The sequence below is a fragment of the Rhodanobacter ginsenosidimutans genome (assembly GCF_042655685.1).
GTDB classification, from domain to species: domain Bacteria; phylum Pseudomonadota; class Gammaproteobacteria; order Xanthomonadales; family Rhodanobacteraceae; genus Rhodanobacter; species Rhodanobacter ginsenosidimutans.
The window spans coordinates 166,597-192,563 of sequence record NZ_JBHSMM010000001.1 but is presented as its reverse complement, the minus strand read 5'-3'; the positions used below and the strand labels follow the sequence as shown (position 1 = coordinate 192,563).

The window sequence follows — 25,967 nt, the reverse complement described above, 5'->3', positions numbered from 1 at the left end:
GCCCGCGGATCAATCGTTGTCTTCGTGCCAGGTGCGGCCATCGCGCTCGATCAATGCCACCGCGGCGCTGGGGCCCCAACTGCCGGCCGCATACGGACGCGGCGACTCGTTGCTGCCGGCCCAGGCAGCCAGGATCGGATCGGCCCACTTCCATGCGGCCTCCACCTCGTCGCGACGCATGAACAGGGTGGGGTTGCCGCGCACCACGTCGAGCAGCAGGCGCTCGTACGCATCCGGCTGTTGTACGCCAAATGCCTCGGCAAAACTCATGTCCAGCGGCACGTGGCGCAGACGCAAGCCGCCGGGGCCGGGGTGCTTGATGCTCAGCCACAGCTTCACGCCCTCGTCCGGCTGCAGGCGCAGTACCAGGCGGTTCTGCACCACCGGGCCGGCGGACGCGTCGAAGATGGAATGCGGCACCGGCTTGAACGCCACCACGATTTCCGAAACGCGGCTGGGCAGCCGCTTGCCGGTGCGCAGGTAGAACGGCACGCCGGCCCAGCGCCAGTTGGCGATTTCCGCCTTCAGCGCCACGAAGGTTTCGGTGTTGGACTGGTGGTTCTCAAGCTCATCGAGGTAACCCGGCACGCTGGCACCCTCGGCCACGCCGGCGCGGTACTGGCCGCGCACGGTGAGCTGGCTGGCGTTGCTGGCGTCGATCGGCTTCAGCGCGTTCAGCACCTTCAGCTTCTCATTGCGCACCGCGTCGGGCGACAGCGACGACGGCGGCTCCATCGCCACCATGCACAGCAGCTGCAGGATGTGGTTCTGCACCATGTCGCGCAGCGCGCCGGCATGGTCGTAATAACCGGCACGACGGCCCAGGCCCAGCGTTTCGGCCACGGTGATCTGCACGTGGTCGATATGGGCGGAGTTCCACAGCGGCTCGAACAGCACGTTGCCGAAGCGCAGCGCCAGCAGGTTCTGCACCGTCTCCTTGCCGAGGTAATGGTCGATGCGGAAGGTCTGCGATTCGTTGAACACGCGGCCCACGTCGTCGTTGATGCGGTTGGCGCTTTCCAGGCTGCGGCCGATGGGCTTTTCCAGCACCACGCGCGACTTGCCCTCGTTCAGCCCGTACTGGCCCAGGCGGGCGCACAGGTCAACGAACAGGTCCGGCGAGGTGGAAAGGTAGAACACCCGCACGTGGTCGGGCTGCTCGCCGATCAGCGCCGCGAAGTCGTCCCAGCCGGCGTCCTTGCGCGCATCCAGCGGGCGGTAACCGACCTGCTGCAGGAACTGGTCGACCTTGGCCGGCTCGCTGCCGGCCAGCGCGTTCAGCGTCTTGCGCAGCGAGGCGCGGTAACCGTCGTCGTCGAGCACTTCGCGGGCCACGCCGATGATGCGGCTGCTGGCCGGGATCTGGCCGTCCACGAAGCGATGAAAAAGAGCCGGCAGCAGTTTGCGCAGGGCAAGGTCGCCGGTACCACCGAAAATGACCAGGTCGAACGGTTCGACCGGCAGGGAAATCACAGTCACGCCTTCACCTCAACGACAGCAAGCAGTTAGGGAAATGGACGAACGGGGTCGCCCACGCGGTTCGGCGCCGATCATACCAGTGGAATACCACAGCGCACCAGTTCCCCCGCCAAACGGCTGCGCAGGGTGGACAAAGCCCACCAACTTCGGAAATCATGCCCACCCACGCCATGCAGGCCCTCATTGCTTGCCAAAGGCGGCGAAGTTGTCTAACTGGTTCGCTATTGGTATCTTTCGTAACTATGGAAAGCGCCCTGGCACTCGAATATCAGCGGATCTGCAACGATCCGGCCGTCTATCAACCGCTGGCGTATCTGCGCCTGCGCCGCGCGATCCGCAACATCGTGGAGCGTCGCGGCATCGAGCCGGGGCAGACCCTGCCCAGCGAACGCGACCTGGCGCAGACGCTGAAACTGTCGCGCGTCACCGTGCGCAAGGCGATCGCCGGGCTGGTTGAAGACGGCCTGCTGCATCAACGCCACGGCGCCGGCACCTTCGTGGCCGAGCGCATCGTGAAACCGATGTCGCGCCTGACCAGCTTCACCGAGGATCTGCGCGAGCGCGGGCTGTCGCCGCGCTCCGAATTCTTCGAGCGCAGCCTGGGCGAGGTGACGCCGGAAGAATCGATGGCGCTGAACCTCTCGCCCGGTTCGATCGTGGCGCGCCTGCACCGCGTGCGTTACGGCCAGGACGAACCGCTGGCGATCGAGCGCAGCGCCGTGCCGGCCAGCCTGCTGCCCGACCCGATGCTGGTCAGCGACTCGTTGTACGAGGCGCTGGAACGCTTCAACGCCCGCCCGCGACGCGCGCTGCAGCGCTTGCGCGCGGTGTCGCTGAACGCCCACCAGGCGCGCCTGCTGCACGTTTCCGCTGGCAGCGCCGGGCTCAACATCGAGCGGCGCAGCTTTCTGGATGACGGCCGCGTGGTCGAGTTCACCTGCTCCTGGTACCGCGGCGACATCTACGACTTCGTGGCGGAACTGCAAACCGACTGATCCATTACCTTGGGAAAAACCACCGACATGGCTGCCAGCGACACGTTGATGTACACCGAAGCGCACGAGACGGCCGATGTCGTGGCGCGCCAGTTCGCCGCCAACGAAGGCGTGATTGCCGCGCTGGCGCAATCGCTGCGCGAACAGCCGCCGCGCTTCATCGTCACCTGCGCCCGCGGCAGTTCCGACCACGCGGCTGCGTACGCCAAGTACGTGTTCGAAACCCAGCTGGGCATCGCCACCGCCTCGGCGTCGCCGTCGGTGACCTCGGTCTACGCGGCGCCGCAGCAGTGGCAGGGCGCGCTGTTCATTGCCATCTCGCAATCGGGCAAGAGCCCCGACCTGGTGCGCAACGCGGAAGCGGCCAAGCTGGCCGGCGCCCGCGTGGTGGCGCTGGTCAACGTGGCCGATTCGCCGCTGGCGAAACTCGCCGACACGGTGATCCCGCTGCATGCCGGCCCGGAGCGCAGCGTTGCCGCCACCAAGAGCTACATCGCCGCGCTGGCCGCCGTGCTGCACCTGTGCGCCCGCTGGAAGAACGACCCGGCGCTGGCCAGCGCGCTGAACGCCCTGCCCGACGCCTTGCGCAGCAACTGGGATGCCGACTGGTCGGCGCTGAGCGAAGGCCTGAAGGGCGCGCACAACCTTTTCGTGGTGGGGCGCGGTTTCGGCCTGGGCATCGCGCTGGAGGCGGCGCTGAAGTTCAAGGAAACCTGCGGCCTGCATGCCGAGGCGTTCAGTTCGGCCGAGGTGAAGCACGGCCCGATGGCGCTGGTGGGCCCGGATTTCCCGGTGCTGTGCTTCGCCCAGGACGACGACACGCTGGACAGCACGCTGGCGGTGGCGCGCGAATTCCGCAGCCGCGGCGCGCAGGTGTTCGTGGCCGCACCGGGCCTGGAGGGCGAGGGCACGCTGCCGGTGGCCACCGGCCTGCCCGCGTTGTGCACGCCGCTGCTGATCATCCAGAGCTTCTACCGCGCGGCCAGCGAGCTGGCCTTGCTGCGCGGATTCAATCCGGATGTGCCGCCGCATCTCAACAAGGTCACCGAAACGGTTTGATCGGCTTCGTGCCCGGGCGCCGACGCTGAACGGCCCTTCGACTCCGGCCTGCGGCCTACGCTCAGGGCGAACGGTTGAGGGCTTGGACGGCATCGGAAAACACCGTTCGCACTGAGCGTAGCCCGCGTCAGCGGGCGAAGTCGAAGTGCCGGGACGAAGCCGGCATCCATCTTCTGTCCTTCATCGAGGCTCCATCATGACTCTCGCCCTCATCAACGGTCGCGTACTCACTCCTGAAGGCTGGCGCGATGACGTCGCCGTCTTGCTCGACGGCGCACGTATCGCCGCCGTGCTGCCGGCTTCCGATCCGCGCGTACGCGACGCGCAAACCCATGACCTGGCCGGTGCCACGCTGCTGCCCGGCTTCATCGACGTGCAGGTCAACGGTGGCGGCGGCGTGCTGTTCAACGATGCGCCCACGGTGGAGACGATCCGCCAGATCGGCGTCGGCCATCGCCGCTATGGCACCACCGGCTTCCTGCCCACGCTGATCAGCGACGACGCCGACGTGATGCGCGCGGCATTGAAGGCCGTGGAGCAGGCACTGGCCGAAGGCGTGCCGGGCCTGCTGGGCATCCACCTGGAAGGCCCCTACCTGGCACCCGCGCGCAAGGGCGTGCACGACCCGAAATTCTTCCGCGTACCCGACGCCGACGAGCTGGCGTTGCTGTGCGCGCCGCACCGTGGCGTGCGGCTGATCACGCTGGCGCCGGACCAGATGCCCACCGCCAGCATCCACGCGCTGGCGGCCAGCGGCGTGATCGTCTGCGCCGGCCACACCGCCGCCGACTACGCCACCACACGCGCCGCGCTGGACGCGGGCGTACGCGGCTTCACCCATCTGTTCAACGCCATGACCCCGTTCGGCAGCCGCGAACCGGGCGTGGTCGGCGCGGCGCTGGACGATGCCGATAGCTGGTGCGGCATCATCGCCGACGGCCACCACGTGCATCCCGTCAGCCTGCGCGTGGCGATCGCCGCCAAGGCCCGCGGCAAGATGCTGCTGGTCACCGACGCGATGCCGCCGGTGGGCGCCGAAAGCCCCGAATACAAGCTCAACGGCGAAACCATCATCGTCAAGGACGGCGTCTGCCAGACCGCCAACGGCACCCTGGCCGGCTCCGCGCTGGACATGGCCGGCGCCGTGCGCAACGCGGTGGAGATGCTGCACCTGCCGCTGGACGAAGCCGCCCGCATGGCCAGCACCTACCCCGCCGATTTCCTGGGCCTGGGCGCCAGCCACGGCCGTATCGCGGCCGGTTACCAGGCCGACCTGGTGGCGCTGGATGCCGACTACCGCGTGCGGCAAAGCTGGATCGGCGGCGTCGGGAACTGAGGCCCCGACGCCGTATGAGCACGGCCTTATTTGGCCGGCAACCCCAACTCATGCGCGAAGAAGGTCAGCCCGATGGCGGTGTCGCCCACCCGCTGGCTGAAGGGCGCGCCCACGCCGTGGCCGGCATTCATGCGGGTCAGCAGCAGGATCGGTTGATCCGATGAGGTGGCGTTCTGCAGCGCGGCGGCGAACTTGCGTGATTGCCAAGGCGCCACGCGCGGGTCGTTGGCGCCGGTGGTCATCAGCACGGCGGGGTAGGCGGTGCGCGGCTTCACGTTCTGCAGCGGCGAATACGCCAGCGTGGCCTTGAACTGCGCGAGGTCGGTGATGCTGCCGTACTCGCTGACGTTGTACGGGCCGTTGGCGAAATCCGTCTCGTGGCGCAGCATGTCGTAGATGCCCACCCGCGCCACCACGGCACGGTAGTCAGCCGGGTGCTGCACGATCTGCGATCCCATCAGCAGGCCGCCGTTGCTGCCGCCCAGGATGCCCAGGTGGGCGCGGTCGGTCCAACGGGTATTGAACAGCGCCAGCGCGGCCGCGTGGAAATCGTCGAACACGTTCTGCTTGTGCAGCTTCTGGCCTTGCGCATGCCAGGCCTGGCCGTTCTCGTTGCCGCCGCGGATGTTGGCGTAAGCCAGCACGCCGCCGCGCTCCAGCCAGGCCAGGTTGGCGCCCACGAAGCCGGGTTTGATCGGGATGTCGAAACCGCCGTAGCTGTACAGGATGGTGGGGCGCGTGCCGTTGGGGGTGATGCCGGGCATCGACAGCACGGTGACCGGAATCTTGGTGCCATCCTTCGAGGTGCCGTCGATGCGCTGCACCTTCACCTTCGAATAATCGGCCGCAGGCTTGACCTGGAAGATCGTCTTCAAGCTGCCGCTGCGGCCGTCGTATTCCACCCAGCGCGACGGCGTGGTCCAGCCGCTGTAGCTGATCAGCGCCTTGTCCTGGCCGGACTCGGAGGCGATCGCGCCCACGCTGATACCGTGCGCCGGCAATGGCAGGCGGCGCACGAAGGCGGCCTTGGCGTCGTACTGTTCCACCCACCAGTCCGGGCCTTCGCTGCGCACCACCAGGAAGCCGTTGCCCAGCGGCGCCAGTTGCTGGATCGCGCCCTTGCGCTCGGGCAGCACCGTGGTGGTGGCACCGTTCGCATCCACCGCCACGATGCGGCCGCGCGGCGCGTCCGCGAACGTCGCCACGTATAGACGTCCAGACACCCAGGCCGCGGTGCGCGCGTTGGCGTCATGGCCCAGCACCGGGCGGAACGCACTGCCGCGACGGATGAACACCTCGGCAGGACCGCCGTCGCCCTCGTACGCCAGCACGGCGGCCTGCGCCGAGGCGGTGTCATCGACCAGCACGTACTCGGCCACCTTCGAATAATCGCGGCCAAATACCGTGCGGTCGGCCGTGGCGGGCTGGCCCAGCGTGTGGTGCGCCAGCGCCGCGTTGAACTGTTCCACCGGCTTGCCGGGCACGGGCGGCACGAAGCGCACATAGCTGAAGCCGCGCTCGTCCGCATCCCACGCCACACCCTGCGGCGTGGTGCCGCCGCCGGCCCAAGGCAGGGTGTCGGGCAGCAGCTTGCCGCTGTGCACGTCGAGCACGTGCAGGGTGGTCAGCTCGCCGCCGCCCTCGGCGCTGCCGTAGGCCAGGTAGCGCCCTTTCGGCGAGGGCCAGTAGCCGGTGATGGCGGTGCCGCCGTGGTCGGCATTGGGGTCCACCAGCGTTTTGGCGGCGCCGTCGGGCCAGGCCTGCGCGATCACCACCGGCTGTGGCTGCGGCGGGGTCTGCTGCAGGTAGAACAGCGTGCCGCCGGCCAGCACCGGGCCGCTGCGGGTGGTGGAGGTGATCGCCAGCTGGCGCACCCGCGCGGTGAGCGCCGCACCCTCGGGCATCTTCGCCAATTCGGCCTCGGTGTAGGCGTTCTGTGCGCTGATCCACGCCTGCACCTGCGGATCGTCGGGGGTTTCCAGCCAGCGGTAGGGGTCGGCCACGGTCACGCCGTGCAGCTCGCTGCGGTCGGTCCGCGCGGGGGTCGGCGGCGGCAGCAGGCGCTGGCCGATCAGCGACACGTCGCGCGACGGCGTGCGTGTGACCGGCGTCGGCGCCGTCGATGTCTGGCCGAGACAGGCCGCGGCGGGTGCGAACATCAGGATGGCCACCACGAGGGCTTGGCGCATGACGGAAACTCCCTGCAAAACGAAGGCACCGAGGGTAACGCGGGCCACTTCGATTCCGGGTGATTTCAGGGCCTGACTTGTGGCAGGGGTGGCGCCCGCGCCGGGGATCGCCCGCTATGCTCAGAGCTTGCGAAAAAATCGACCGCCTACTGCGAACGTCGCCGAACGTCCGTGCCGGCGGCGCTCTCGCTACGGCGTTCGAATTTTTCGCAAGCTCTCACTATTTGCAGGAAAACCCCGAAGATGCGTCGACTGCTGCTTGCCGGCCTCATTGCCTTCACCGTGCTGCCGCTGGCGGCGACACCGCCGTCCACCCCGCAACCGCTGGACCTGGAAACCATCATGGCCAACCCGGATTGGGTCGGCCAGGCGGTGGAAAGCCCGTACTGGAGCGTGGACGGGCGCAGCATCTACTACGCGGTGAAGCGCGACGGCAGCCCGGTGCGCGACCTGTACCGGGTCGACGCGGCCAGCGGCCAGGGCGTGAAGCTGGATGCCGCGGCGCGGGCGCAGGCCGGCGGCGATCCGGTGTTCGACCGCCGCCGGCAGCACGCCGCGTACATCCTGCATGGCGACGTTTTCGTGGTCGACGTGGCCAGCGGCCAGCGGCGCCAGGTGACGCGCACGCCGCAGGACGAGTCCGAGCTGCAGTTCTCCGCCGATGGCCGCGCGCTGCAATACCGCGACGGCAACGACTGGTACAGCTACGACCTGGCGCAGGCTGTCGTCGCTCCGGTGGCCTTGCTGAAATTCGCCGACGATCCGCAGGACGCCAAGCCCGATGCGCTGGGCGAGCGGCAACTGGCCACCTTCAGCACGCTGCGCCAGCTCAAGGCCGACAAGCAAGCCGTGCGCGACGAGACCGAGGCGTTGCAGGCCGCCGACCCCGGCCGCGCGCCGATGCCGTTCTGGCTGGGCGACAAGATCAAGGTGGTGGATGCCCAGCTCTCGCCCAACGGCCGCTGGATGCTGCTGGTGACCGTGCCCAAGGACGCCAACCCGGGCAAGCTGCCGCAGCTCACCCACTACGTCACCGACAGCGGTTACGCCGAGCCCGAGGACGTGCACACCTACGTGGGCCGCAACGACCCGGCCGGCCAGTCGCTGCTGCTGCTGGACCTGGTCAAGCACAAGCCCTACGCGCTGCCCACCGACAACCTGCCCGGCATCAAGGACGACCCGCTGAAGACGCTGCGCGGCGACGCCGTCGCCGCGCTGGAAAAAGCCGGCAAGGCCGACCAGGCCAAAGCGCTGAAGGCGCCGGACGTGCGCCCCGTGACCGTGGCCGGCGACGGCGGCGACAACATCGCCTGGAGCGACGACGGCACCGAGCTGGCCGTGCAACTGCGCGCCATCGACAACAAGGACCGCTGGATCGCCAGCGTCGATTTCGGCGACCACGCGCTGGTCAATCAGCAGCGGCTCACCGACCCGGCCTGGATCAACTGGAACTTCAACGATTTCGGCTGGCTGAAAGACAGCCACACGCTGTGGTATCTCAGCGAACAGAGTGGCTGGTCGCAGCTCTACAGCAAGCCGCTGGATGGCAAGGCCAAGGCGCTCACGACCGGGCGCTTCGAAGTCAGCCATCCGCAATTGAGCCCCGACGGCCGCTGGTTCTACCTGCGCAGCAACCAGGTGGCGCCGTACAGCTACGACGTCTACCGCGTGCCCAGCACGGGCGGCGCAATGACGCGCGTCACCCAGTACCAGGGCATGGACGACTTCAAGCTCTCGCCCGACGGCAGCCAGCTGGCGGTGCTGCATTCCTCCGCCTACCGTTTGTCGCAACTGGCGGTGCAACCGGCGGCCGGCGGCACGCCACGCGAGCTGACCGACACGATGAAGCCGGCCTTCACCGCGCGAGCATGGATCACGCCGAAGATCGTGCAGATCCCGTCCAGCCACGGCGCCGGCGTGATCTACGCCAAGTACTACGGGCCGGCCGAAAGCGATGGCGCCGGCCGCCCCGCCGTGCTGTTCGTGCACGGCGCCGGCTACCTGCAGGACGTGACGCTGTCGTCCACCTATTACTTCCGCGAGCAGATGTTCAACAACCTGCTGGTGCAGCGCGGCTATGCGGTGCTGGACATGGATTACCGCGCCTCCGAAGGCTACGGCCGTGACTGGCGCACCGCGATCTACCGCAACATGGGCCATCCGGAATTGGAGGATCTGCTGGACGGCAAGGCCTGGCTGGTGAAGCACCACGGCGTCGACCCCCAGCGCGTGGGCATCTACGGCGGCAGCTACGGCGGCTTCATGACCGAGATGGCCTTGCTGCGCGCGCCCGGTGAATTCGCCGCCGGCGCCGCGCTGCGCCCGGTCAGCGACTGGACGCTGTACAACCACGAATACACCGCCAACATCCTCAACGACCCGCAGATCGATCCGGCCGCCTATACGGCCAGCTCACCGATCGAGTACGCCGACCGGTTGCAGGACCCGCTGCTGATCGAACACGGCCTGATCGACGACAACGTGCTGGCCGAGGATTCCATCCGCCTGTACCAGCGCCTGATCGAGCTGCGCAAGAAGAACTTCTGGATTTCGCTGTACCCGATGGAGCGCCACGGCTTCGTGCATCCCGACGCGTGGTATGACGAATACCGGCGCGTGTACGAGCTGTTCGACACCTATGTGAAACCGACGGTGCCGAAGCCGTAGTTGCCTATACTTTCGTACCGAACGACAAGGCTGGTTTTTCACCGTGCATTACGAGATCACCCAGGCGTCCGCCGCGGACGCCCAGGCCATCGCCGGCATGGCCGTTGCCCTCACCGGGGAAATTTCCCGCCGCATGGGCGTGCAGCATTTCGACCTGGACCTCGACGGCACCGCCGCGCTGTGCGCGCGGACGCTTGCCGAAGGCAGCTACACCGCGCTGTTGGCCACTGTGGACGAGCGCCCGGTGGGTTTTGTCGGCCTGTCGCAGGGTTGTGCCCTGTACGCCGGTGGTGCCATCGGCACGATGCAGGAGTTCTACGTGGCGCCCGACTTTCGCTCGGGCGGCATCGGTGCCGCCTTGATCGAGGCAGTGAAGGCGCAGGCGCGGGCGCGCGGTTGGCGCCGCATCGAGGTCTGCACGCCGCCCCTGCCCGAATTCGACGCCAGCCTCCGCTTCTACATCCGCGAGGGTTTCGAGATCAGTGGCGGACGAAAGCTGAAAGCCATCGCGTGAAAAAATAGAGGGCGCGCCACGGATTGGCGCGCCCCCGACTGCAGGAGCGGCTTCAGCCGCGATGCTCTTGCTTTTCAGCCTCAGGGCGAGAGCATCGCGACTGAAGTCGCTCCTGCAGAAAGCGATGGCGCTACTTCACCACCAGCGTGGCCACCATCGTGGGGTGGAACTTGCAATAGACCTCCACCGTGCCGGCCGTGGCTTTCATGCGCACGGTGGCGCCGGGTTTCAGGTCGATGTCGAAGCGACCGTCACGAGCGGTGGCGGTGTGTTCCAGGATGCCGCGATTGACCCACTCGATGATGTCGCCGGCGCGTACGCCGGTCGGCATCGGTCCGTACTGCATCGTGTCGACCACGATGACGTGCACCTGCGGTGCCGGCGTGGCCGATGGGGCGGTCGCGGGGGTTTTTGTCGGCGGGGTGGCCGCCACCGCCAAGCCGCTCATCGCCAGCAGGCTGGCAAATACCATCAACGTGCAACGCATGATCCGCTCCTTACTTCAGGCTCTGCGCCAGGTGTTCGGCGTGCATCTGATGCGACTCGAACAGCTTCAGGCCGGTTTCCAGCAGCGACTTCAGCTCTTCGTTCCTGGCCGACGGAATCAGCGTGCCGGAGAGCGCCTTGTTGACCGTCTGGTGGAAGGCCACCTCGTTGGCCGCATAGGCCTTGTCGTAGGCGTCACCGCTGAGCGCGGCCAGCTTCACCTGCTCAGCCGCGGCGGCCTTGGCCAGCGCCTGGCTGGTGGGGTTGTCGGCCGGCGTCACGCCCAGCTTCTTGCACAACGCCAGCGCCTGCTCGTTGACGGCGGCGTGGTCACGCGCCATTTCCTCGGCGAAGGCGATCACGGCCTTGTTGTGGGACTTCTTCAGCGCCTGCTTCGCCGCGGTGACATCGATGGCACCGGCGGTATAGGCGATGTGCGCGATCTGCGCGTCATCGATGGTGGCCGGCGCGGTGGCGGCGGCCGGCGCGGGCTGCGCCTGCACGCTGGCGACGGTGCCGAAGGCAAGGGCGATGGCGAGAGCGAAAAGTGATTTTTTCACGTGATTTCTCCTGATGGACATGGGCAGGTTCGGCAGTTGCCCGTCTGCGGCCATGGGATGCGCGTGCTGCCCGCGAGGTTCCGGAAATCCGCGGCGGGAACCTGCGGCGAGGTCATCGCATCCCATTCGGTGTACAAGGAGAAATCATGTCCGCTTCCCTACATGCCGTTGCCGTTGACTACTCCGCGCTGGACGATGCCGCGCTGGTTGCCCTGGTGCGTGGTGGTCAGCAAGACGCGTTCCGCCACATCATGCAGCGCTGCAACCAGCGACTGTTCCGCATCGCCCGCAGCGTGCTGGGTGAGGATGCCGAGGCCGAGGACGTGCTGCAGGAGTCCTACCTGCGCGCGTACCGCAAGCTGGATACCTTCCGCGGCGAGTCCAGCCTGCTGACCTGGCTCACCTCCATCGTGCTGAACGAGGCCCGTGGCCGGCTCCGCAAGCGGCACAACATGGTAGGGCTGGAGAAAATCGACGAGTCCCCCATGGATACCCACCAGATCGTCCAGTTCCCCTCGCGCTTCGGCAGCGAAGACCCGGCCGTGTCCGCCGCGCGCACCCAGATCCGCCACCTGCTGGAACACGCCATCGACGCCTTGCCGCCGGCGTTCCGCACCGTCTACATGATGCGCGACGTGGAGGAGTGCTCGGTGGAGGAAACCGCCACCCAGCTGGCGATCAACCCGCAAACGGTGAAGACCCGCCTGCATCGCGCCCGCCGGCTGCTGCGCCATTCACTGCACGGCACGGTGGCCGCCTCCCTCACCGACGCCTTCCCCTTCATGGGCGAACGCTGCGCCCGCGTCACCGAGGCGGTGATGGCGCGGTTGACGGCGAAGGGGTAGCGCCAGGGCTGTGTGTTTGTGGGAGCGACTTCAGTCGCGATGCTTTTTTCCAGGACCCGAGCTTTTCCCCCAGCCCGACCATGAGCATCGCGACTGAAGTCGCTCCCACAGGTATGTCCGTGGCTATCAACCACCGCCCAGACGCTGCGCCATCCGCGCGAAGCTGGCGGCGGTCGGCGCGTCGGCGGGGGCGAAGAAGAACGCGGTGGCGCGGTCGAGGTGGTCCTCGTCGCGGATCGGCATGCGCATCGAGTGGATGCTGAGGTGGCCGAAATCCGGGTGGAAGAACGGCACGATGATCGCGCTCAACGGCGCCGTGTGGCAGCGCTGCCACAGCGTCACGAATTCGGGGCTGGCCGCCGTCAGCGCGGCGATCAGGCGGTCGAAGCGGGTGTCTTCGGGGTGCGCCGCGTAATTCATGCGGAACATGCCCAGCAGGTTCAGCGCACCGTTCTCGAAATCCGGGTACAGCCGGCGCCGCGCCGGGTTCATGAACGCGTTCCAGATGTGGTTGTCGGCGAATGGCCCGCCGAACTCGCCCAGGTCGTACAGCTTCCCTGCCAGCCGGTTCCAGGCCAGCAGGTTGAACACCGTATCCAGTACGAACGCCGGCGCTTGGTACAGGTCCAGTACCTGCTGGGTCACCGGCGGCAGGGTGAAGTGGTGCTCGGTCACCTCGGTGCGTGACAGGCCCATCAGCGAGAACAGGTAGGTTTCGTCGGTGGCCGACAGCGACAGCGCGCGCGCGATGCGGGTGAGCGCGGCGGCCGACACGTTGATGTCGCGACCCTGCTCCAGCCACGTGTACCAGGTGAGCCCCACGTCAGCCAGCGTGGCCACTTCCTCGCGCCGCAAGCCGGGTGTGAGCCGGCGCGTGCCGCGTGGCAAACCCACCGCCTCGGGCGTCAGCATCGCCCGCCGCGTGCGCAGGAAAGCCTTCAGCTCGTTGCGTTGCATGGGCGTGGTCATCGACAACCGGTGTGGTGGTGGTGGGAGTACCAGCAGTGGGAAGTGCCTTCCCATGATAGCGGCGGTGGAAATAGGGTTGCCTGTCCCGTCCGTCACCCTTCCACGCCGGTGATCGCCGATCACGGCCACGCGGACGCCCGTTTTGTTCAACCCGCACCCACCACGCACGGCTCCCAGCCGTTCGCCGTGCCCGCCGGCCATCGCCGTGCCCGTTTGTTTTGCACCTTCGCCAGGAGATCGACATGTCGCTACTCCCCTTTCCCCAACCCGTGCAGCCCGACACCGATGCCTTCACCGATTTTGTGGTGCACGCACAGCTGATGCTCGATCCGGCCACGCCGGAATCGGTACGGCGCGAAGCCGAACCGCGCCTGCTGGGGCAGCTGCCCACCTTGCTGGCGCTTGGCGTGTTCGACCTGTTTGCGATCCGCGACCCCGCCTTGCGCAACCTGGTGCAGGACGAACTGGCGAGCCTGCGCGCCCGGGCGGGCTAAAGCGCGGTAACGCTTGCCAGAGCAAAGATGAACGTCCATATATTTGCCTTGACAAATATATCTGTGGCAATAGAATGCACGGCCATGAATTCCGAAGTGCTCGCTTTTGGCACGCCCCGGGAGAGCCTGGGCATCCTGCTCGGCCTCGTCCGCAGCGAAGTCGTGCGCGCGATGGAGGCCGAACTGGCGGCCAAGGGATTGAACCTGAGCTTCACCCAGTTCCTGATCATCAAGCGGCTGTCCCGGCTTGGCCCGATGTCGGCCACCGAGCTGGCCCGCTCGGTGGAGCTGGACGGCGGCGCCATGACCCGCCAGCTCGACCAGCTCGAGGGCAAGGGCTACCTGCGCCGCTGCCGGCATGAGCAGGACCGCCGCGCGCTGCGGATCGAGCTGACCGAGGCCGGCAGCACGCTGTGGCAGGAGCTGACCAGCTGCAACGAGCGCGTGCTGAGTGCGGCCCAGCGCTCGCTGGATGAAGCCGAACAGGCGCAACTGCACGACTACCTGGAGCGCGTGTTGCACGCGCTTCGCGACAAGAACTGACCCTCTCACCCCGGACTTTTCACCCTGGACCTTTCCATGCGTCTGCATCTTCTTGCGGCTGCCGCCGCCCTGACCCTCGCGTTGGCCGGCTGTGCCAGCAGCGGCGGCCTGCACCCGGACGGCACGCCGATCGATCCGGCCACGCTGAAGGCCGACCACAGCCTCGCCCATTTCTCCGCCGCCGCCTGGCCCTCCACCGACTGGTGGAGTGCTCTGGGCGACCCGCAGCTCGACGCGCTGATCGCCGAGGCGCTGCAGAACAACCCCGACCTCGGCGTCGCCGATGCCCGCGCCCGCGCCGCCCAGGCCGAGGCGGGCGTCGTCGATGCGGCGCGCAAGCCCAGCGTGAACGGCGGCGCCTCGGTCGCCGCGGCCCGGCCACCGGCCGCGCTGCTCGGCGACAAGGCACATTTCGGGCTGGCCAAATACGGCTATGCCAGCTTCAACTGGGATCTGGACCTGTGGGGCGGCAAGCGCACCGCGTGGGAAGCGGCGGTGGGCCAGGCCCGTGCCGCCGAGGTCGATGCCCGCGCCGCACGCATCGAACTCTCCGGCAACGTGGCCCGCGCCTACGCGCAGCTCGGCTACGCGTTCACCCAGCAGGATCTGGCCGCCAGCGAGCTGCAACGTGCCAGCCAGTCGCGCGAACTGACCCGCCAGCGCGTCGCCGCCGGCATCGACAACCAGATCCAGCTGCGCCAGGGCGACGCCGAAGTGGCCAGCGCCGAGCAGCAGGTGGCGCTGGCCAGCCGCGCCGTCGACGCCGCGCGCTCGTCGCTGTCGGTATTGCTGGGCAAGGGCCCGGACCGCGGCTTGCAGATCGCCCGGCCGCAACTGCTGCACCCGGCCGAACTGGCGGTGCCGTCCAACCTGCCGCTGGATCTGGTCGGCCATCGCGCCGACCTGGTCGCCGCGCGCTGGCGCGTCGAGGCCGCCGGCAAGGACATCAAGGCGGCGAAGACCGAGTTCCTGCCCAGCATCAGCATCGGCGCGATGGCCGGCGTGGTCAGCATGGGCGGCGCCAACCCGCTCAGCCTGGCGGGGCGGTTCTACCAGTTCGGGCCATCGCTGAGCCTGCCGATCTTCGACGGCGGCAAGCTGCGCGCCAACCTGTCCGGCAAGGATGCGCAGTACGACATCGCCGTGGCGCAGTACAACCGCACCCTGGTGGGCGCGCTCAACCAGGTCGCCGACGACTTGTCCGCGTTGCAGTCGCTGCAGCAGCAGCTCGACGCGCAGCAGCGCGCGCAGGATGCCGCCCAACAGGCCTGGCAGTTGGCCGAGCAGCGCTACAAGGCCGGCATCGGCAGCTACCTGGAAGCGCTCAGCGTGCGCCAGCAGCTGCTGGCGGCCGAACGCGGCACGGCGCAGTTGCAGGCGCAGCAGGTCGATCTCTCGGTACAGCTGATCCAGGCCCTCGGCGGCGGCTTCCGTCCGCAAGCCGATGCGCCCGCGCCGCTTTCCTCTTCCACCCCATCACGTTCCTGAGGCACCCCCATGTCCAGCCAGACACCGCCCGAACAGGGCAGCACACCCACCGCGCCACCGGTCGCCGCACCGCCGTCCCCGCCGCAAACCAAGACCCGGTCGCGCGGCTTGATGCTGCGCCTGCTCGGCGTCGTGCTGTTGGTCGCCGCCATCGCCTGGGGCCTTTGGTATTACTTCGACGGCCGCTGGTACGAGGGCACCGACGACGCCTACGTCAACGGCAACGTGGTGCAGCTGACGCCGCAGATCGCCGGCACGGTGATCAGCATCGGTGCCGATGACGGCGACCGCGTGCATGCCGGCGACGTGCTGATCAAGCTGGACCGCAGCAACGCCGACGTGGCCCTGGCCGGCGCCAAGGCCGACCTGGCCAGCACCGTGCGCAAGGTGCGCGGCCTGTACAGCAGCGTCAGCGGCGCGCAGGCCGACGTGGCCGCGCGCAAGACCGCGGTGGCCAAGGCCCGGGCCGACTACAACCGCCGCGTGGCGCTGGCCAAGTCCGGCGCCATCTCGGCCGAGGAGCTGTCGCACGCCAGCGACGCGCTGACCACCGCCGAGAGCGGCCTGATTGCCGCCCAGCAGCAGTACCAGACCAGCAAGGTGCTGGTGGACGACACCGTGGTCGCCTCGCACCCCGACGTGCAGGCCGCCGCCGCGCGGCTGCGCGCCGCATTCCTGGATGACCTGCGCACCACCCTGGTCGCGCCGGTGGACGGCTATGTGGCCAAACGCTCGGTGCAGCTGGGCCAGCGCGTGCAGCCCGGTGCGCCGCTGATGGCGGTGGTGCCGCTGAACGAGGTCTGGGTGGATGCCAACTTCAAGGAAACCCAGCTCACCGACATGCGCATCGGCCAGCCGGTGGAGATCGAGTCCGACGTCTACGGCAGCGACGTGAAGTACAAGGGCAAGGTGCAGAGCCTGGGCGTGGGCACCGGCAGCGCGTTCTCCCTGCTGCCGGCGCAGAACGCGACCGGCAACTGGATCAAGATCGTGCAGCGCATCCCCGTGCGCATCCTGTTCGACGACCCGGCAATGCTGCAGAAGCACCCGCTGCGGCTGGGCATGTCGCTCACCGTGGACGTGGGCCTGCACGACCGCAGCGGCCCCACGCTGGCGCAGCAGCCGCCGACCAAGCCCGCCTTCAGCACCGACGTTTACGCGCAGCAGTCGGCCAAGGCGGACGCGATGATCGCGCAGATCATCCACGCCAACATGGCTGGCGGCGAATAGCTCATCAGACTCCCTCCCCTGCTTTGCAGGGGAGGGCTGGGGAGGGGTTCGCTCTTGAGCTTTAGGTCAAGAGCGTTACCCCCTCCCGACCTCCCCCTGCGAGCAGGGGGAGGAGAAAGGCAGACTCCCTCACTGACCGATTGCGATGACCACCCATTTCCGTCCACCCAATCTGGCACTCAGCACGATCGGCCTGTCGCTGGCCACGTTCATGCAGGTGCTGGACACGACGATCGCCAACGTGTCGTTGCCAACCATCGCCGGCAACCTCGGCGTCAGCAACAACCAGAGCACCTGGGTGATCACCTCGTTCGCGGTGAGCATGGCGATCTCGCTGCCGCTCACCGGCTTCCTCACCCGCCGCTTCGGCGAGGTGAAGCTGTTCACCGCCTGCACCTTGCTGTTCGCGCTGACCTCCTTCATGTGCGGCGTGTCGCAGAGCATGGGCATGCTGATCCTGTTTCGCGCGCTGCAGGGCGCGGTGGCCGGGCCGATGTATCCGATCACGCAGAGCCTGCTGATCGGCATCTACCCGCCGGCCAAGCGCGGCATGGCGCTGGCGCTGCTGGCGATGGTCACGGTGGTGGCGCCGATCGCCGGCCCGATCCTGGGCGGCTGGATCACCGACAACTATTCGTGGCCGTGGATCTTCTTCATCAACGTGCCGATCGGCATTTTCGCCAGCATGGTGGTGGCCAACCAGTTGCGCGCGAAAGTCGAGAAAACCGAGCGGCCGAAGATCGACTATGTCGGCCTGATCACCCTCATCATCGGCGTGGGCGCGCTGCAGATCGTGCTGGACAAGGGCAATGACGAGGACTGGTTCAACTCCACCTTCATCATCGTCACCAGCATCATCTCGGCGGTCAACATCGCGATCTTCCTGATCTGGGAACTGACCGACAAGGACCCGATCGTCGACCTGAAGCTGTTCCGCCACCGCAATTTCACCGCCGGCACGATCGCGCTGGTGCTGGCCTACGCCGCGTTCTTCGCGATCGGCCTGCTGGTGCCGCTGTGGCTGCAGCGCAACCTGGGCTACACCTCCACCTGGGCTGGCTATGCCACCGCGCCGCTCGGCATCATTCCGGTGCTGCTGACTTTCTTCGTGGGCAAGTACGCCACCAAGGTCGACCTGCGCCTGCTGGCCTCGGTGGCGTTCATCGTGATGGGCGTGACGTGCTTCATGCGCGCCGATTTCTACATCGGCATCGACTTCTACCACGTGGCGATGGTGCAGCTGTGGCAGGGTCTGGGCGTGGCGCTGTTCTTCATGCCGATCCTCACCATCCTGCTGTCGGACCTGCAGCAGAACGAGATCGCCTCGGGCTCCGGCCTGGCCACCTTCCTGCGCACCCTGGGCGGCAGCTTCTCGGCCTCCATCACCACCTTGCTGTGGGAGCGCCGCGCGGTCGCCCACCACGAGCAACTGGCCGAGCACATCAACGTGTTCAACCCCACCTCGCAGGCGGCGATGGATCGCCTGGGCCAGGGCGACGCGCAAGCGGGCGCCAGCGTGATCAACAACATGATCACCCAGCAGGGCTACCAGATCTCGTTCAACGAGGTGTTCCACATGCTGGGCTGGGTGTTTATCGCGCTGGTGCTGGTGATCTGGCTGGCCAAGCCGCCGTTCAGCGCCAAGGCGGGGCCGGCGGCGGGCGGGCACTGAGTCTTGGAAGAGCCCCTCATCCGCCTTCGGCAGCTTCTCCCGCAAGCGGGAGAAGGGAAGCCTCGGTCCCGCACCTTTTCCCTTCTCCCGCTTGCGGGAGAAGGTGCCCGACAGGGCGGATGAGGGCGCTCTTGATCTAGAACGCCACCCCCACCAACGCCATCGTCTCGCCGCGATTCGGCTCATGCAGGCTGCCATTGGAAATGTGCCGCAGCTGCACGCTGAAACGCTGGCCCTGCCAGCCCACGGTGGTGGCGAATTCGTAGACGCTGCTCAGCGCCTGGGTGCGGCCGGTGTGCGCCACCGGTTGCAGGCTCAGGAACAGCCGGCGGCTCCATTCGTCGCCTTCGCCGGCATAGAGCCGCACGCCGGCGGCCAGCAGCGTGATGCTGTCGCGGGTGGTATAGCGCTTGCCGCGAAAGCGGGCCACGTCACGACCATCGATCCAGCCGACGGAGACGTCGGGCGCCCAGCTGAAGCGGGTGTTGCCGAGCGGGTGCGGTGCGAACACCGCTTCGATGAAGACGGTATTCGCGCCGTAGTCGTCCATAAAGCTTTGCCCGGCTTGCAATTCCCAGCGGGCGGCGGTGGCAGGTAGGGCGGCGAGGGTCAACGGCAGCAACACGAGCGCCGAGCGGAGCGTGGGGATAGAACGCATGGGGAACCTGCAAAAACGGGGAAGTGGATACTGTACTACGTGGTGCAGTATATCCTGCCGCGCACGCGTAGTCACAGGCGATGGCCCGTTGCTGGCTGTTTTGCGGCTGTCTAGCGGAGGGATCGGAGCCGCCGCGGGCGAGCGCTGCGGCTCCGATCGAGGCCGTGGACCGTCAGTGCGTTGCCGCGCCGGCACCCAAATCGGCACGATCCAGATCGAGCGTCGCTGCGTCCAGCAGCACCGCCTTCGGGTGGGTTTTGCGCACCGCGGCCGCGAACTGGCTGGCGTCGCCGACCACCACCACGGTGGCTTCATCGGCGTCCAGATGCTTGTGCGCGTACTTGCGCAGCTGGCGTGGCGTCACCGCGTTCACCTGGTCCGGAAAGCGGCTGATCTCGCCGAGGTTGACGTCGTACACGGCCAGCTCGGCCAGCTGGGTGGCCAGGCCGGTGGTGGTTTCCAGGCTGCGGCCATAGCTGCCGATCAGGGTGGCCTTGCGTGCGGCCAGTTCGGCGTCCGGTACGTTTTCGGCGCCCAGTTGGTGGAACTGGGCCAGCATAAGGTCCACCACCTGCGGCACCGCGGGGTTGCGGGTTTGCGCCGAGGCCAGCCACGCGCCGGCATTGCGCAGCGGTTGCAGCTCGCTGAACGCGCCGTAGGAAAGCCCGCGCTTGATGCGGATTTCCTCGTTCAACCGCGCCGAGTACGAACCGCCCAGCACGGCGTCGGCGACCAGGCCGTCGTAATAGTGGGCGTCGCTGCGCGGCGGTGCCGGATGCGACGCCACCACACCGGCCTGCCCGGCGCCGTGCTGGTTGACCAGCACCACCGCCGGCAATGAACGCTCGCCGCTGCCGGGCGGCTTGGCCGGCAAGGACGTGGCGGGCCGCGACCAGTCGCCGAAACTGGCCTGGGCCAGTTGCAGCGCCTGCGCCGGCGTGATGTCGCCGGCCAGGACCAGGATGGCGTTGTCGGGCCGGTACAGCGCGGCGTGCCATTGCTGCACATCGGCGCGGCCGATGTGGGCGATCGATGCGGGCGTGCCGCTGCGCGGGTGGCCATAGGCGCCGGTGCCGAAGGTGCCGCGCGCGGCCACCAGCCCGGCCAGCGCCGTCGGCTTGCTGAGGGTGAGGCGGACCTCGTCGATGGCCTGTGCCTGCGCCCGTTTCAGCTCGCGCGCATCGAAGGCCGGCTGGCGCACCACCTTGGCCAGCAAGGCCAGCGCCTGCGGCAGGCGCGGCGTGGTGACGGTGATGCCCACGTCGCTTTCGTCCCAACCGGCGGCCGCGCTCAACGAGCCCCCCAGGGTTTCGGCGGCGGTGGCGATCTGCGGCGCGGTGAGGCCGGCGGCGCCCTTGGTCAGCAGGTTGGCGGTGAGGTCGGCCAGGCCGGCCTGCGTGGGCGGGTCCATCTCGTCGCCGCTGCGTATCACCAGTCGCGCGGTGACCAGCGGCAGGCCGTCGCGGCGCACGCTGATCACCCGCAAGCCGTTCGGCAAGGTCTGGCTGGTCGGGGTGGGGATGGTCAGCGTGGGCGCGGCGCCCGGCACCGGTGGCGTGGTCGGGAACGTGGCCGGCGGCTCGGCCGCGACGGCGCTGCCCAAGGCAACACACAGGGCGGTGAAGAGGGTGGCACGGAAAGGGTTGGTTGGACGGTTCACTTCGCGCTCTCCCCGCTGGACGGCTGGGCGACCTTGGCCGCCGGCAGGTAATCGATGGTGACGTGGTACGCGCCGGTGACGTATTTCTGCAGCACCCGGTGGACGTCTTTCGCGGTGACTTTCTGCAAGGCCGCCAGGTCGGTGTTGGCGCGGGCCACGTCGCCGCCGATCAGCGCCGCCTGGCCCAGCGCGAAGGCCAGCCCTTGCGCGGTCTGGCGCTGTTTCAACTCGTCGGTCAGCAACAGCGTCTTGGCGCGCTCCAGTTCGTCGGCGGGAATCGGCTGGGTGGCCAGCCAGATGATTTCCTCGTGCAGCAGTTTTTCCGCCTCTTCCGGCGCGTGGCCGCTGGCCAGGATCGCGTAGGCCAGGAACAGGCCCGGCCCCACCCGCACATCGGCTTCCGCATCAACCTCGCGCGCCACCTGGTGGCGATACACCAGCGCCTGGTACAGCCGCGATGCGTCGCCGCGAGCCAGCAGCGCGGCGGCCACCTGCAGCGCGATGGTGTCGGCGCTGTCGGCCGCTGGCGGAATCAGCCAGCTGAGCGCCACCGCCGGCAGCGGCGCGGTGGCCGCGCTGATGGTGACGCGGCGGTTCTTGCGCCGCTTCGGCTCGGTGGCGGTGACGCGCGGGATCGGCGTGGCCGGCTTCGGTATCCAGCCGAAATACTGGTCGACCCAGGCATCGAGCTGCTTCGGGTCGAAGTCGCCCGCCACGATCAGGGTGGCGTTGTCGGGGCGGTAGAAGGTGCGGTGGAAATCGATCACGTCCGGCAGCGTTGCCGCTTCCAGATCCTCGATGCTGCCGATGGTGGGGCGACGGTAGGGATGCACCGTGTAGGAGTTGGGATCGATCGCGTTGAACAGCTTGCCGTAGGGGTTGGCCAGCACGCTCTGGCGATATTCCTCCTCCACCACGGCGCGCTCGGATTTGAAATTGGGCTCGTCCACGTTGAGGCTGGACAGCCGCTCGGCCTCGGCCCACAGCAGCGTCTGCAGGTAATTGGCCGGCACCACCTCGAAATAATTGGTGACGTCGTCGCTGGTGGTGGCGTTGTTGGCGCCGCCCACGTCCTCGGTGAGCCGGTCCATCTGCTCGGCCTGCATGTGCCGCGTGCTCTTGAACATCAGGTGCTCGAACAGGTGCGCGAAGCCGGAGCGGCCTTTCGGGTCATCCTTCGAACCCACGTGGTACCACATCTGCACCGCCACGTTGGGACTGCTGTGGTCCTCCACGCTCAGCACCTGCAAGCCGTTCGGCAAGGTGCGTTGCTGGTAGTGCAATGGAGGGATATCCAGATCCGCCGCCGCGACCGGCGCGGGCAGGGCCATGGCGGCAAGCAGGACGAGCGAAGCCAGCAAGGGGGCCGGACGCAGCAGGCGCATGGGCATTCCTGTCGGTTGAAAGAGGTAACGATAGCAAGCCGGCGCGGGTGCGCGTCCATCCCGACGAACGAGATTTGCCCGGGTGATATTGACGATGAATATTTACCGGGTAATATGCCGGTACATTTCTACCCGGATCAAACTCATGGTGCCTACCGACGACGTGACCTGCAGCGCCTTCGACGATCGCCACCTGATCGCCCGCGGCCCCCTGGCCGAGGTCGTTCGCGCCACCAAGCTGGCGCTCGACGCGGGTGCCGCCGGTTCGATCCTGATTTTCGACGACCGCACCAGCCAGCTGATCGAGGTCGATTTCCGCGGCTCGCCGGATGAGGTAATGGCACGGCTGCCGGGGCCTGCGCCCACCGCCGCCCGCGGCCCCGGCCGTCCCCGACTGGGCGTGGTGGCGCGCGAAGTCACCCTGCTGCCGCGACACTGGGACTGGCTGGGCCAGCAGCCCGGCGGCGTATCGGGCGCGTTGCGTCGCCTGGTGGAACACGCCACCCGCCAACAGGAACCGCAAGCCCGGGCACGCCAGGCGCAAGAAGCGACCGACCGCTTCATGCGCGTGATGGCCGGCGACCTGGCGGGTTACGAAGAGGCATCGCGGGCGCTGTACCGCGGCGAACGGGAGCGTTTCGCAGAACTGACGGCGAAGTGGCCGACCGACGTGCGCCAGCATCTGTTGAAGCTGGCGGCCGGCGCATGGACACCAGAGTGACCGTTTGAGCGCCAAACCTCAGCGCCACAAAGAAACCGTAATCCCCTCTCCCCTGCGGGGAGAGGGCAGGGAGAGGGGGACACGCCGCGGGGAAGCCACCCAGCTTCTTGACGCCCCGTTATGACCCCACCCGCTACCGTGTGTCGCATTGTGCGAATCGGCGTGCCCCTGTCACCATACGGTTTGACCGGTAGCTGTGGCCTGCATGCGCGCACTTCACTCCGGCTTCCTCCACTGATGAGCTTTTCATGACGCGTCCTTCCTCGTTAGATCACGATCAACTGCTGGCTTGTGCCCGTGGCGAAATGTTCGGCCCCGGCAACGCCCGCCTGCCCTTGCCGCCGATGCTGATGTTCGACCGCATCACCCACATCTCCACCGAAGGCGGCGCCTACGGCAAGGGCGTGATCCAGGCCGAGATGGATATCCGCCCCGACCTGTGGTTTTTCGCCTGCCACTTCGAGAGCGATCCGGTGATGCCCGGCTGCCTGGGGCTCGACGGCATGTGGCAGCTCAGCGGTTTCTACCTGCCGTGGCTGGGTGAGCCGGGCCTGGGCCGCGCGCTGGGCGTGGGCGAGGTGAAGTTCACCGGCCAGGTGCTGCCCACCGCCAAGAAGCTGCGTTACGAGATCGATATCCGCCGGGTGATGCGCGGCAAGCTGCGGTTGGTGATCGCCGATGGCAAGACGTTCGTCGACGACCGCCTGATCTACGCCGCCGACAACATGCGCGTCGGCCTGTTCCAGTCCACCGAGGGTTTTTGAGATGCGTCGTGTTGTAGTGACCGGTATGGGTGTGGTGTCGTGCCTGGGCAACGACGGGGCGACGGTTTCGTCGGCCCTGCGCGACAGCCGCAGCGGCATCCGCGCCGTTCCCGATTACGTGGAGCTGGGCCTGCGCAGCCATGTGGCCGGCGTGCCCGAGATCGACCTGGTGGCCGAGATCGACCGCAAGCTGAAGCGCTTCATGGGCGATGCGGCGGCCTATGCGTATGTGTCGATGCGTGACGCGATCGCCAACGCGGGCCTCTCCGCCGAACAGGTCAGCAACCCGCGCACCGGCGTCATCGCCGGCTCCGGCGGCGGCTCGCCGCAGTGGCAGATCGAAACCGGCGACCTGCTGCGCAACAAGGGCGTGCGCAAGATCGGCCCGTACATGGTGCCGCGCACGATGTGCTCCACCGTGTCGGCCACGCTGGCCACCGGCTTCGGCATCCTGGGCCTCAGCTATTCCATCTCCGCCGCCTGCGCCACCTCGGCGCACTGCATCGGCGCGGCGGCGGACCTGATCCGCCACGGCGCGCAGGACATCGTCTTCGCCGGTGGCGGCGAGGAAGTGCACTGGGGCATGACCTCGCAGTTCGACGCGATGGGCGCGCTCTCCACCAGCTACAACGCCACGCCCGGATCGGCCTCGCGCCCGTACGACGTCAGCCGCGACGGCTTCGTCATCGCCGGTGGCGGCGGCATGCTGGTGCTGGAGGAGTACGAACACGCGCGTGCCCGCGGCGCCAACATCCTGGCCGAGCTGGTCGGTTACGGCGTCACCTCCGACGGCGGCGACATGGTCGCGCCCTCGGGCGAGGGCGCGGTGCGCTGCATGCAGATGGCCATGGCCAATGTCAGTGGCCCGATCGACTACCTCAACACCCACGGCACCTCGACGCCCGTGGGCGACGTGGTCGAGCTGAAAGCGGTGCGCGAAGTGTTCGGCGACGCGGTACCGCCGCTGTCCTCGACCAAGGCCCTCACCGGCCATTCGCTGGGCGCCGCCAGCGTGCACGAGGCGATCTACAGCCTGCTGATGCTCAACGAGAACTACGTGGCCGCCTCCGCCAACATCACCGAGCTGGATCCGCTGGCCGAAAGCTTCCCGATCGTGCGCGAAAGCCGCGACGCGAAGCTGACTACGGTGATGTCCAACAGCTTCGGCTTTGGCGGGACCAACGGCACGCTGGTGTTCGCGAAAGTCTGAGCCTGCCCTTGTAGGAGCGGCTTCAGCCGCGACGCTTTTGGTTCGGTTGGACGAAAGGCGTCGCGACTGAAGTCGCTCCTACAGTCGCTCCCACCGGTGAGGGTCAGGCATCCTGCTTCCGCACCGGAATCGCCAAACTGTCGTCATCCGCACTGGCAAGCTGCCGGTCGATGCGCTGCAAGGCCCCCAGCAACTGCGCCCGCGCCTCGGCGGCGAACGGGTTCTCCTGCTGGATCGCGGCAAACAGATGCCCGGCATCGCCGCGCACCGCCGCCAGCATGTTCTTCAGGCCCTGGAACGACGGCGGCGTCACCGACAGGTCGTCGTCCACGCCGATCTCGATCAGCCCCTTGGCCAGGAAAAACGCCAGCGCGTGGGTATGCGCCATGTGCCGGTCATGCGTGGCCGGGTCCTGGTCGATCACCTCGCAACCCAGCTCGCGGAACAGTGCGCGCGTGCGCTCGGCCGCCTGCGGATGCCGCGCGCTGGCGCACACCACCGTGCGCAACGGCCGCTCGCCCCGCGCCAGGCTGAGCGGGCCAAACAACGGGTGCGTGCCCACGTGCGGTATCGCATCACCCAGTTGCTCGTCCATCAGCGCGCAGGGGTGCAGTTTCACGCTGCCCACGTCGATCACGGTGTGCCCAGCGCCCAGATGCGGCTTCAGCGCGGCCAGCGCCTCCGCCATCCGCGGCACCGGCATCGCCAGCACCACCCAGTCCGCGCCATCGATGGCGGCGACCATCGACGCCGCCGCCAGCGCGGCCGGCACCTCGGCCTGCGGATCATGGATACGCACCTCATGCCCCGCCCGCGCCAGCAGATCGGCAAACGCCTGGCCGAAGCGGCCGTAACCGAGTATCGCGAACACCATGGAGCCTTCCTGCGCGTCGAAAACAGTTGATGCTGCCACAAGCGCGGATTCTTCGTTCTATTGAGGGGCGTGATGGATTGAGCCAAACGTGGGATTGGCCGTCCAAAAGCATGATGTCGAGGCGGCATGCCCTTCGACTCTGGCCGCTGCGCGGCCGACGCTCAGGGAG

23 protein-coding genes are annotated in these 25,967 nt (G+C 67.8%); 14 read left to right on the top strand and 9 right to left on the bottom strand.

What is annotated here, in order from left to right; translation table 11 throughout:
• Window positions 1-9: 9 nt before the first annotated feature.
• Window positions 10-1,479 (bottom strand): glucose-6-phosphate dehydrogenase, encoded by a 1,470-nt coding sequence (gene zwf, locus ACFPK0_RS00800; protein WP_056083254.1) that lies wholly within the window; start codon window positions 1,477-1,479, stop codon window positions 10-12.
• A 242-nt stretch (window positions 1,480-1,721) separates the two neighbouring features.
• Between zwf and ACFPK0_RS00795 the strand changes: the two genes are divergently transcribed.
• From ACFPK0_RS00795 to nagA, 3 genes are all read left to right on the top strand, one after another.
• Window positions 1,722-2,474: a GntR family transcriptional regulator gene (locus ACFPK0_RS00795; protein ID WP_007080594.1), complete on the top strand. Its 753-nt coding sequence runs from the start codon at window positions 1,722-1,724 to the stop codon at window positions 2,472-2,474.
• Window positions 2,475-2,501: 27 nt separating this feature from the next.
• The gene (locus ACFPK0_RS00790; protein WP_377337681.1) at window positions 2,502-3,533 is read left to right on the top strand and encodes an SIS domain-containing protein; all 1,032 of its coding nucleotides are present in this window, start codon (window positions 2,502-2,504) and stop codon (window positions 3,531-3,533) included.
• A 196-nt stretch (window positions 3,534-3,729) separates the two neighbouring features.
• Window positions 3,730-4,869, top strand: coding sequence for an N-acetylglucosamine-6-phosphate deacetylase (gene nagA, locus ACFPK0_RS00785; RefSeq protein WP_377337679.1), 1,140 nt, complete (start codon window positions 3,730-3,732; stop codon window positions 4,867-4,869).
• 26 nt (window positions 4,870-4,895) lie between these two features.
• Here the strand turns inward: nagA and ACFPK0_RS00780 are convergent, their stop codons facing one another.
• Complete coding sequence (locus tag ACFPK0_RS00780; protein WP_377337677.1) at window positions 4,896-7,058, bottom strand: prolyl oligopeptidase family serine peptidase; 2,163 nt, start codon at window positions 7,056-7,058, stop codon at window positions 4,896-4,898.
• 243 nt (window positions 7,059-7,301) lie between these two features.
• Between ACFPK0_RS00780 and ACFPK0_RS00775 the strand changes: the two genes are divergently transcribed.
• Together ACFPK0_RS00775 and ACFPK0_RS00770 are read left to right on the top strand one after the other, a co-directional pair.
• Window positions 7,302-9,725 (top strand): S9 family peptidase, encoded by a 2,424-nt coding sequence (locus tag ACFPK0_RS00775; protein ID WP_377337675.1) that lies wholly within the window; start codon window positions 7,302-7,304, stop codon window positions 9,723-9,725.
• Window positions 9,726-9,768: 43 nt separating this feature from the next.
• Window positions 9,769-10,239, top strand: a complete 471-nt coding sequence (locus tag ACFPK0_RS00770) for a GNAT family N-acetyltransferase (protein ID WP_377337673.1) — start codon at window positions 9,769-9,771, stop codon at window positions 10,237-10,239.
• A 130-nt stretch (window positions 10,240-10,369) separates the two neighbouring features.
• Here ACFPK0_RS00770 and ACFPK0_RS00765 read toward each other — a convergent pair whose 3' ends face one another.
• Together ACFPK0_RS00765 and ACFPK0_RS00760 are read right to left on the bottom strand one after the other, a co-directional pair.
• Window positions 10,370-10,726: a cupredoxin domain-containing protein gene (locus ACFPK0_RS00765; RefSeq protein WP_377337671.1), complete on the bottom strand. Its 357-nt coding sequence runs from the start codon at window positions 10,724-10,726 to the stop codon at window positions 10,370-10,372.
• Window positions 10,727-10,736: 10 nt separating this feature from the next.
• Window positions 10,737-11,285: a DUF4142 domain-containing protein gene (locus ACFPK0_RS00760; protein WP_200945380.1), complete on the bottom strand. Its 549-nt coding sequence runs from the start codon at window positions 11,283-11,285 to the stop codon at window positions 10,737-10,739.
• 146 nt (window positions 11,286-11,431) lie between these two features.
• Between ACFPK0_RS00760 and ACFPK0_RS00755 the strand changes: the two genes are divergently transcribed.
• Window positions 11,432-12,130, top strand: a complete 699-nt coding sequence (locus ACFPK0_RS00755; RefSeq protein ID WP_377337668.1) for an RNA polymerase sigma factor — start codon at window positions 11,432-11,434, stop codon at window positions 12,128-12,130.
• Between the two features lie 126 nt (window positions 12,131-12,256).
• Here ACFPK0_RS00755 and ACFPK0_RS00750 read toward each other — a convergent pair whose 3' ends face one another.
• Window positions 12,257-13,087, bottom strand: a complete 831-nt coding sequence (locus ACFPK0_RS00750) for a helix-turn-helix transcriptional regulator (RefSeq protein ID WP_377337666.1) — start codon at window positions 13,085-13,087, stop codon at window positions 12,257-12,259.
• A gap of 254 nt (window positions 13,088-13,341) precedes the next feature.
• Here ACFPK0_RS00750 and ACFPK0_RS00745 point away from each other — a divergent pair, with 254 nt between their 5' ends.
• The 5 genes from ACFPK0_RS00745 (at window position 13,342) to ACFPK0_RS00725 (ending at window position 18,526) form a co-directional block, all read left to right on the top strand.
• Window positions 13,342-13,593 carry a hypothetical protein gene (locus tag ACFPK0_RS00745; protein WP_056084260.1) on the top strand — a complete coding sequence of 84 codons (252 nt, stop codon included), beginning with the start codon at window positions 13,342-13,344 and terminating at the stop codon, window positions 13,591-13,593.
• A gap of 84 nt (window positions 13,594-13,677) precedes the next feature.
• Window positions 13,678-14,136: a MarR family winged helix-turn-helix transcriptional regulator gene (locus ACFPK0_RS00740; protein WP_377337664.1), complete on the top strand. Its 459-nt coding sequence runs from the start codon at window positions 13,678-13,680 to the stop codon at window positions 14,134-14,136.
• A 36-nt stretch (window positions 14,137-14,172) separates the two neighbouring features.
• Complete coding sequence (locus ACFPK0_RS00735; protein ID WP_377337662.1) at window positions 14,173-15,624, top strand: efflux transporter outer membrane subunit; 1,452 nt, start codon at window positions 14,173-14,175, stop codon at window positions 15,622-15,624.
• Between the two features lie 9 nt (window positions 15,625-15,633).
• Complete coding sequence (locus ACFPK0_RS00730; protein ID WP_377337660.1) at window positions 15,634-16,854, top strand: HlyD family efflux transporter periplasmic adaptor subunit; 1,221 nt, start codon at window positions 15,634-15,636, stop codon at window positions 16,852-16,854.
• Window positions 16,855-16,999: 145 nt separating this feature from the next.
• On the top strand, window positions 17,000-18,526 hold the full coding sequence (locus ACFPK0_RS00725) for a DHA2 family efflux MFS transporter permease subunit (RefSeq protein WP_056606908.1): 1,527 nt from the start codon (window positions 17,000-17,002) through the stop codon (window positions 18,524-18,526).
• A gap of 136 nt (window positions 18,527-18,662) precedes the next feature.
• Here the strand turns inward: ACFPK0_RS00725 and ACFPK0_RS00720 are convergent, their stop codons facing one another.
• The 3 genes from ACFPK0_RS00720 to ACFPK0_RS00710 all read right to left on the bottom strand — a co-directional run bounded on the left by ACFPK0_RS00720 (window position 18,663) and on the right by ACFPK0_RS00710 (window position 22,229).
• Complete coding sequence (locus tag ACFPK0_RS00720; RefSeq protein WP_377337659.1) at window positions 18,663-19,184, bottom strand: acyloxyacyl hydrolase; 522 nt, start codon at window positions 19,182-19,184, stop codon at window positions 18,663-18,665.
• Between the two features lie 172 nt (window positions 19,185-19,356).
• A complete protein-coding gene (locus tag ACFPK0_RS00715; RefSeq protein ID WP_377337658.1) occupies window positions 19,357-20,844 on the bottom strand; it encodes a M16 family metallopeptidase in 1,488 nt (495 codons plus the stop codon).
• A complete protein-coding gene (locus ACFPK0_RS00710; protein WP_377337656.1) occupies window positions 20,841-22,229 on the bottom strand; it encodes a M16 family metallopeptidase in 1,389 nt (462 codons plus the stop codon). Before ACFPK0_RS00710 ends, ACFPK0_RS00715 begins: the two co-directional genes overlap by 4 nt.
• 145 nt (window positions 22,230-22,374) lie before the next feature.
• On the opposite strand from ACFPK0_RS00710, the gene ACFPK0_RS00705 reads away from it, so the two are divergent.
• The 3 genes from ACFPK0_RS00705 (at window position 22,375) to fabB (ending at window position 24,924) form a co-directional block, all read left to right on the top strand.
• Window positions 22,375-22,950 (top strand): DUF2239 family protein, encoded by a 576-nt coding sequence (locus ACFPK0_RS00705; protein WP_377337654.1) that lies wholly within the window; start codon window positions 22,375-22,377, stop codon window positions 22,948-22,950.
• A gap of 248 nt (window positions 22,951-23,198) precedes the next feature.
• The gene (gene fabA, locus ACFPK0_RS00700) at window positions 23,199-23,714 is read left to right on the top strand and encodes a 3-hydroxyacyl-[acyl-carrier-protein] dehydratase FabA (RefSeq protein WP_056083299.1); all 516 of its coding nucleotides are present in this window, start codon (window positions 23,199-23,201) and stop codon (window positions 23,712-23,714) included.
• Window position 23,715: 1 nt separating this feature from the next.
• Complete coding sequence (fabB, locus tag ACFPK0_RS00695; RefSeq protein WP_377337652.1) at window positions 23,716-24,924, top strand: beta-ketoacyl-ACP synthase I; 1,209 nt, start codon at window positions 23,716-23,718, stop codon at window positions 24,922-24,924.
• A 103-nt stretch (window positions 24,925-25,027) separates the two neighbouring features.
• Here the strand turns inward: fabB and ACFPK0_RS00690 are convergent, their stop codons facing one another.
• Window positions 25,028-25,798, bottom strand: a complete 771-nt coding sequence (locus tag ACFPK0_RS00690; RefSeq protein WP_056083305.1) for a prephenate dehydrogenase — start codon at window positions 25,796-25,798, stop codon at window positions 25,028-25,030.
• Between the last annotated feature and the right edge of the window lie 169 nt (window positions 25,799-25,967).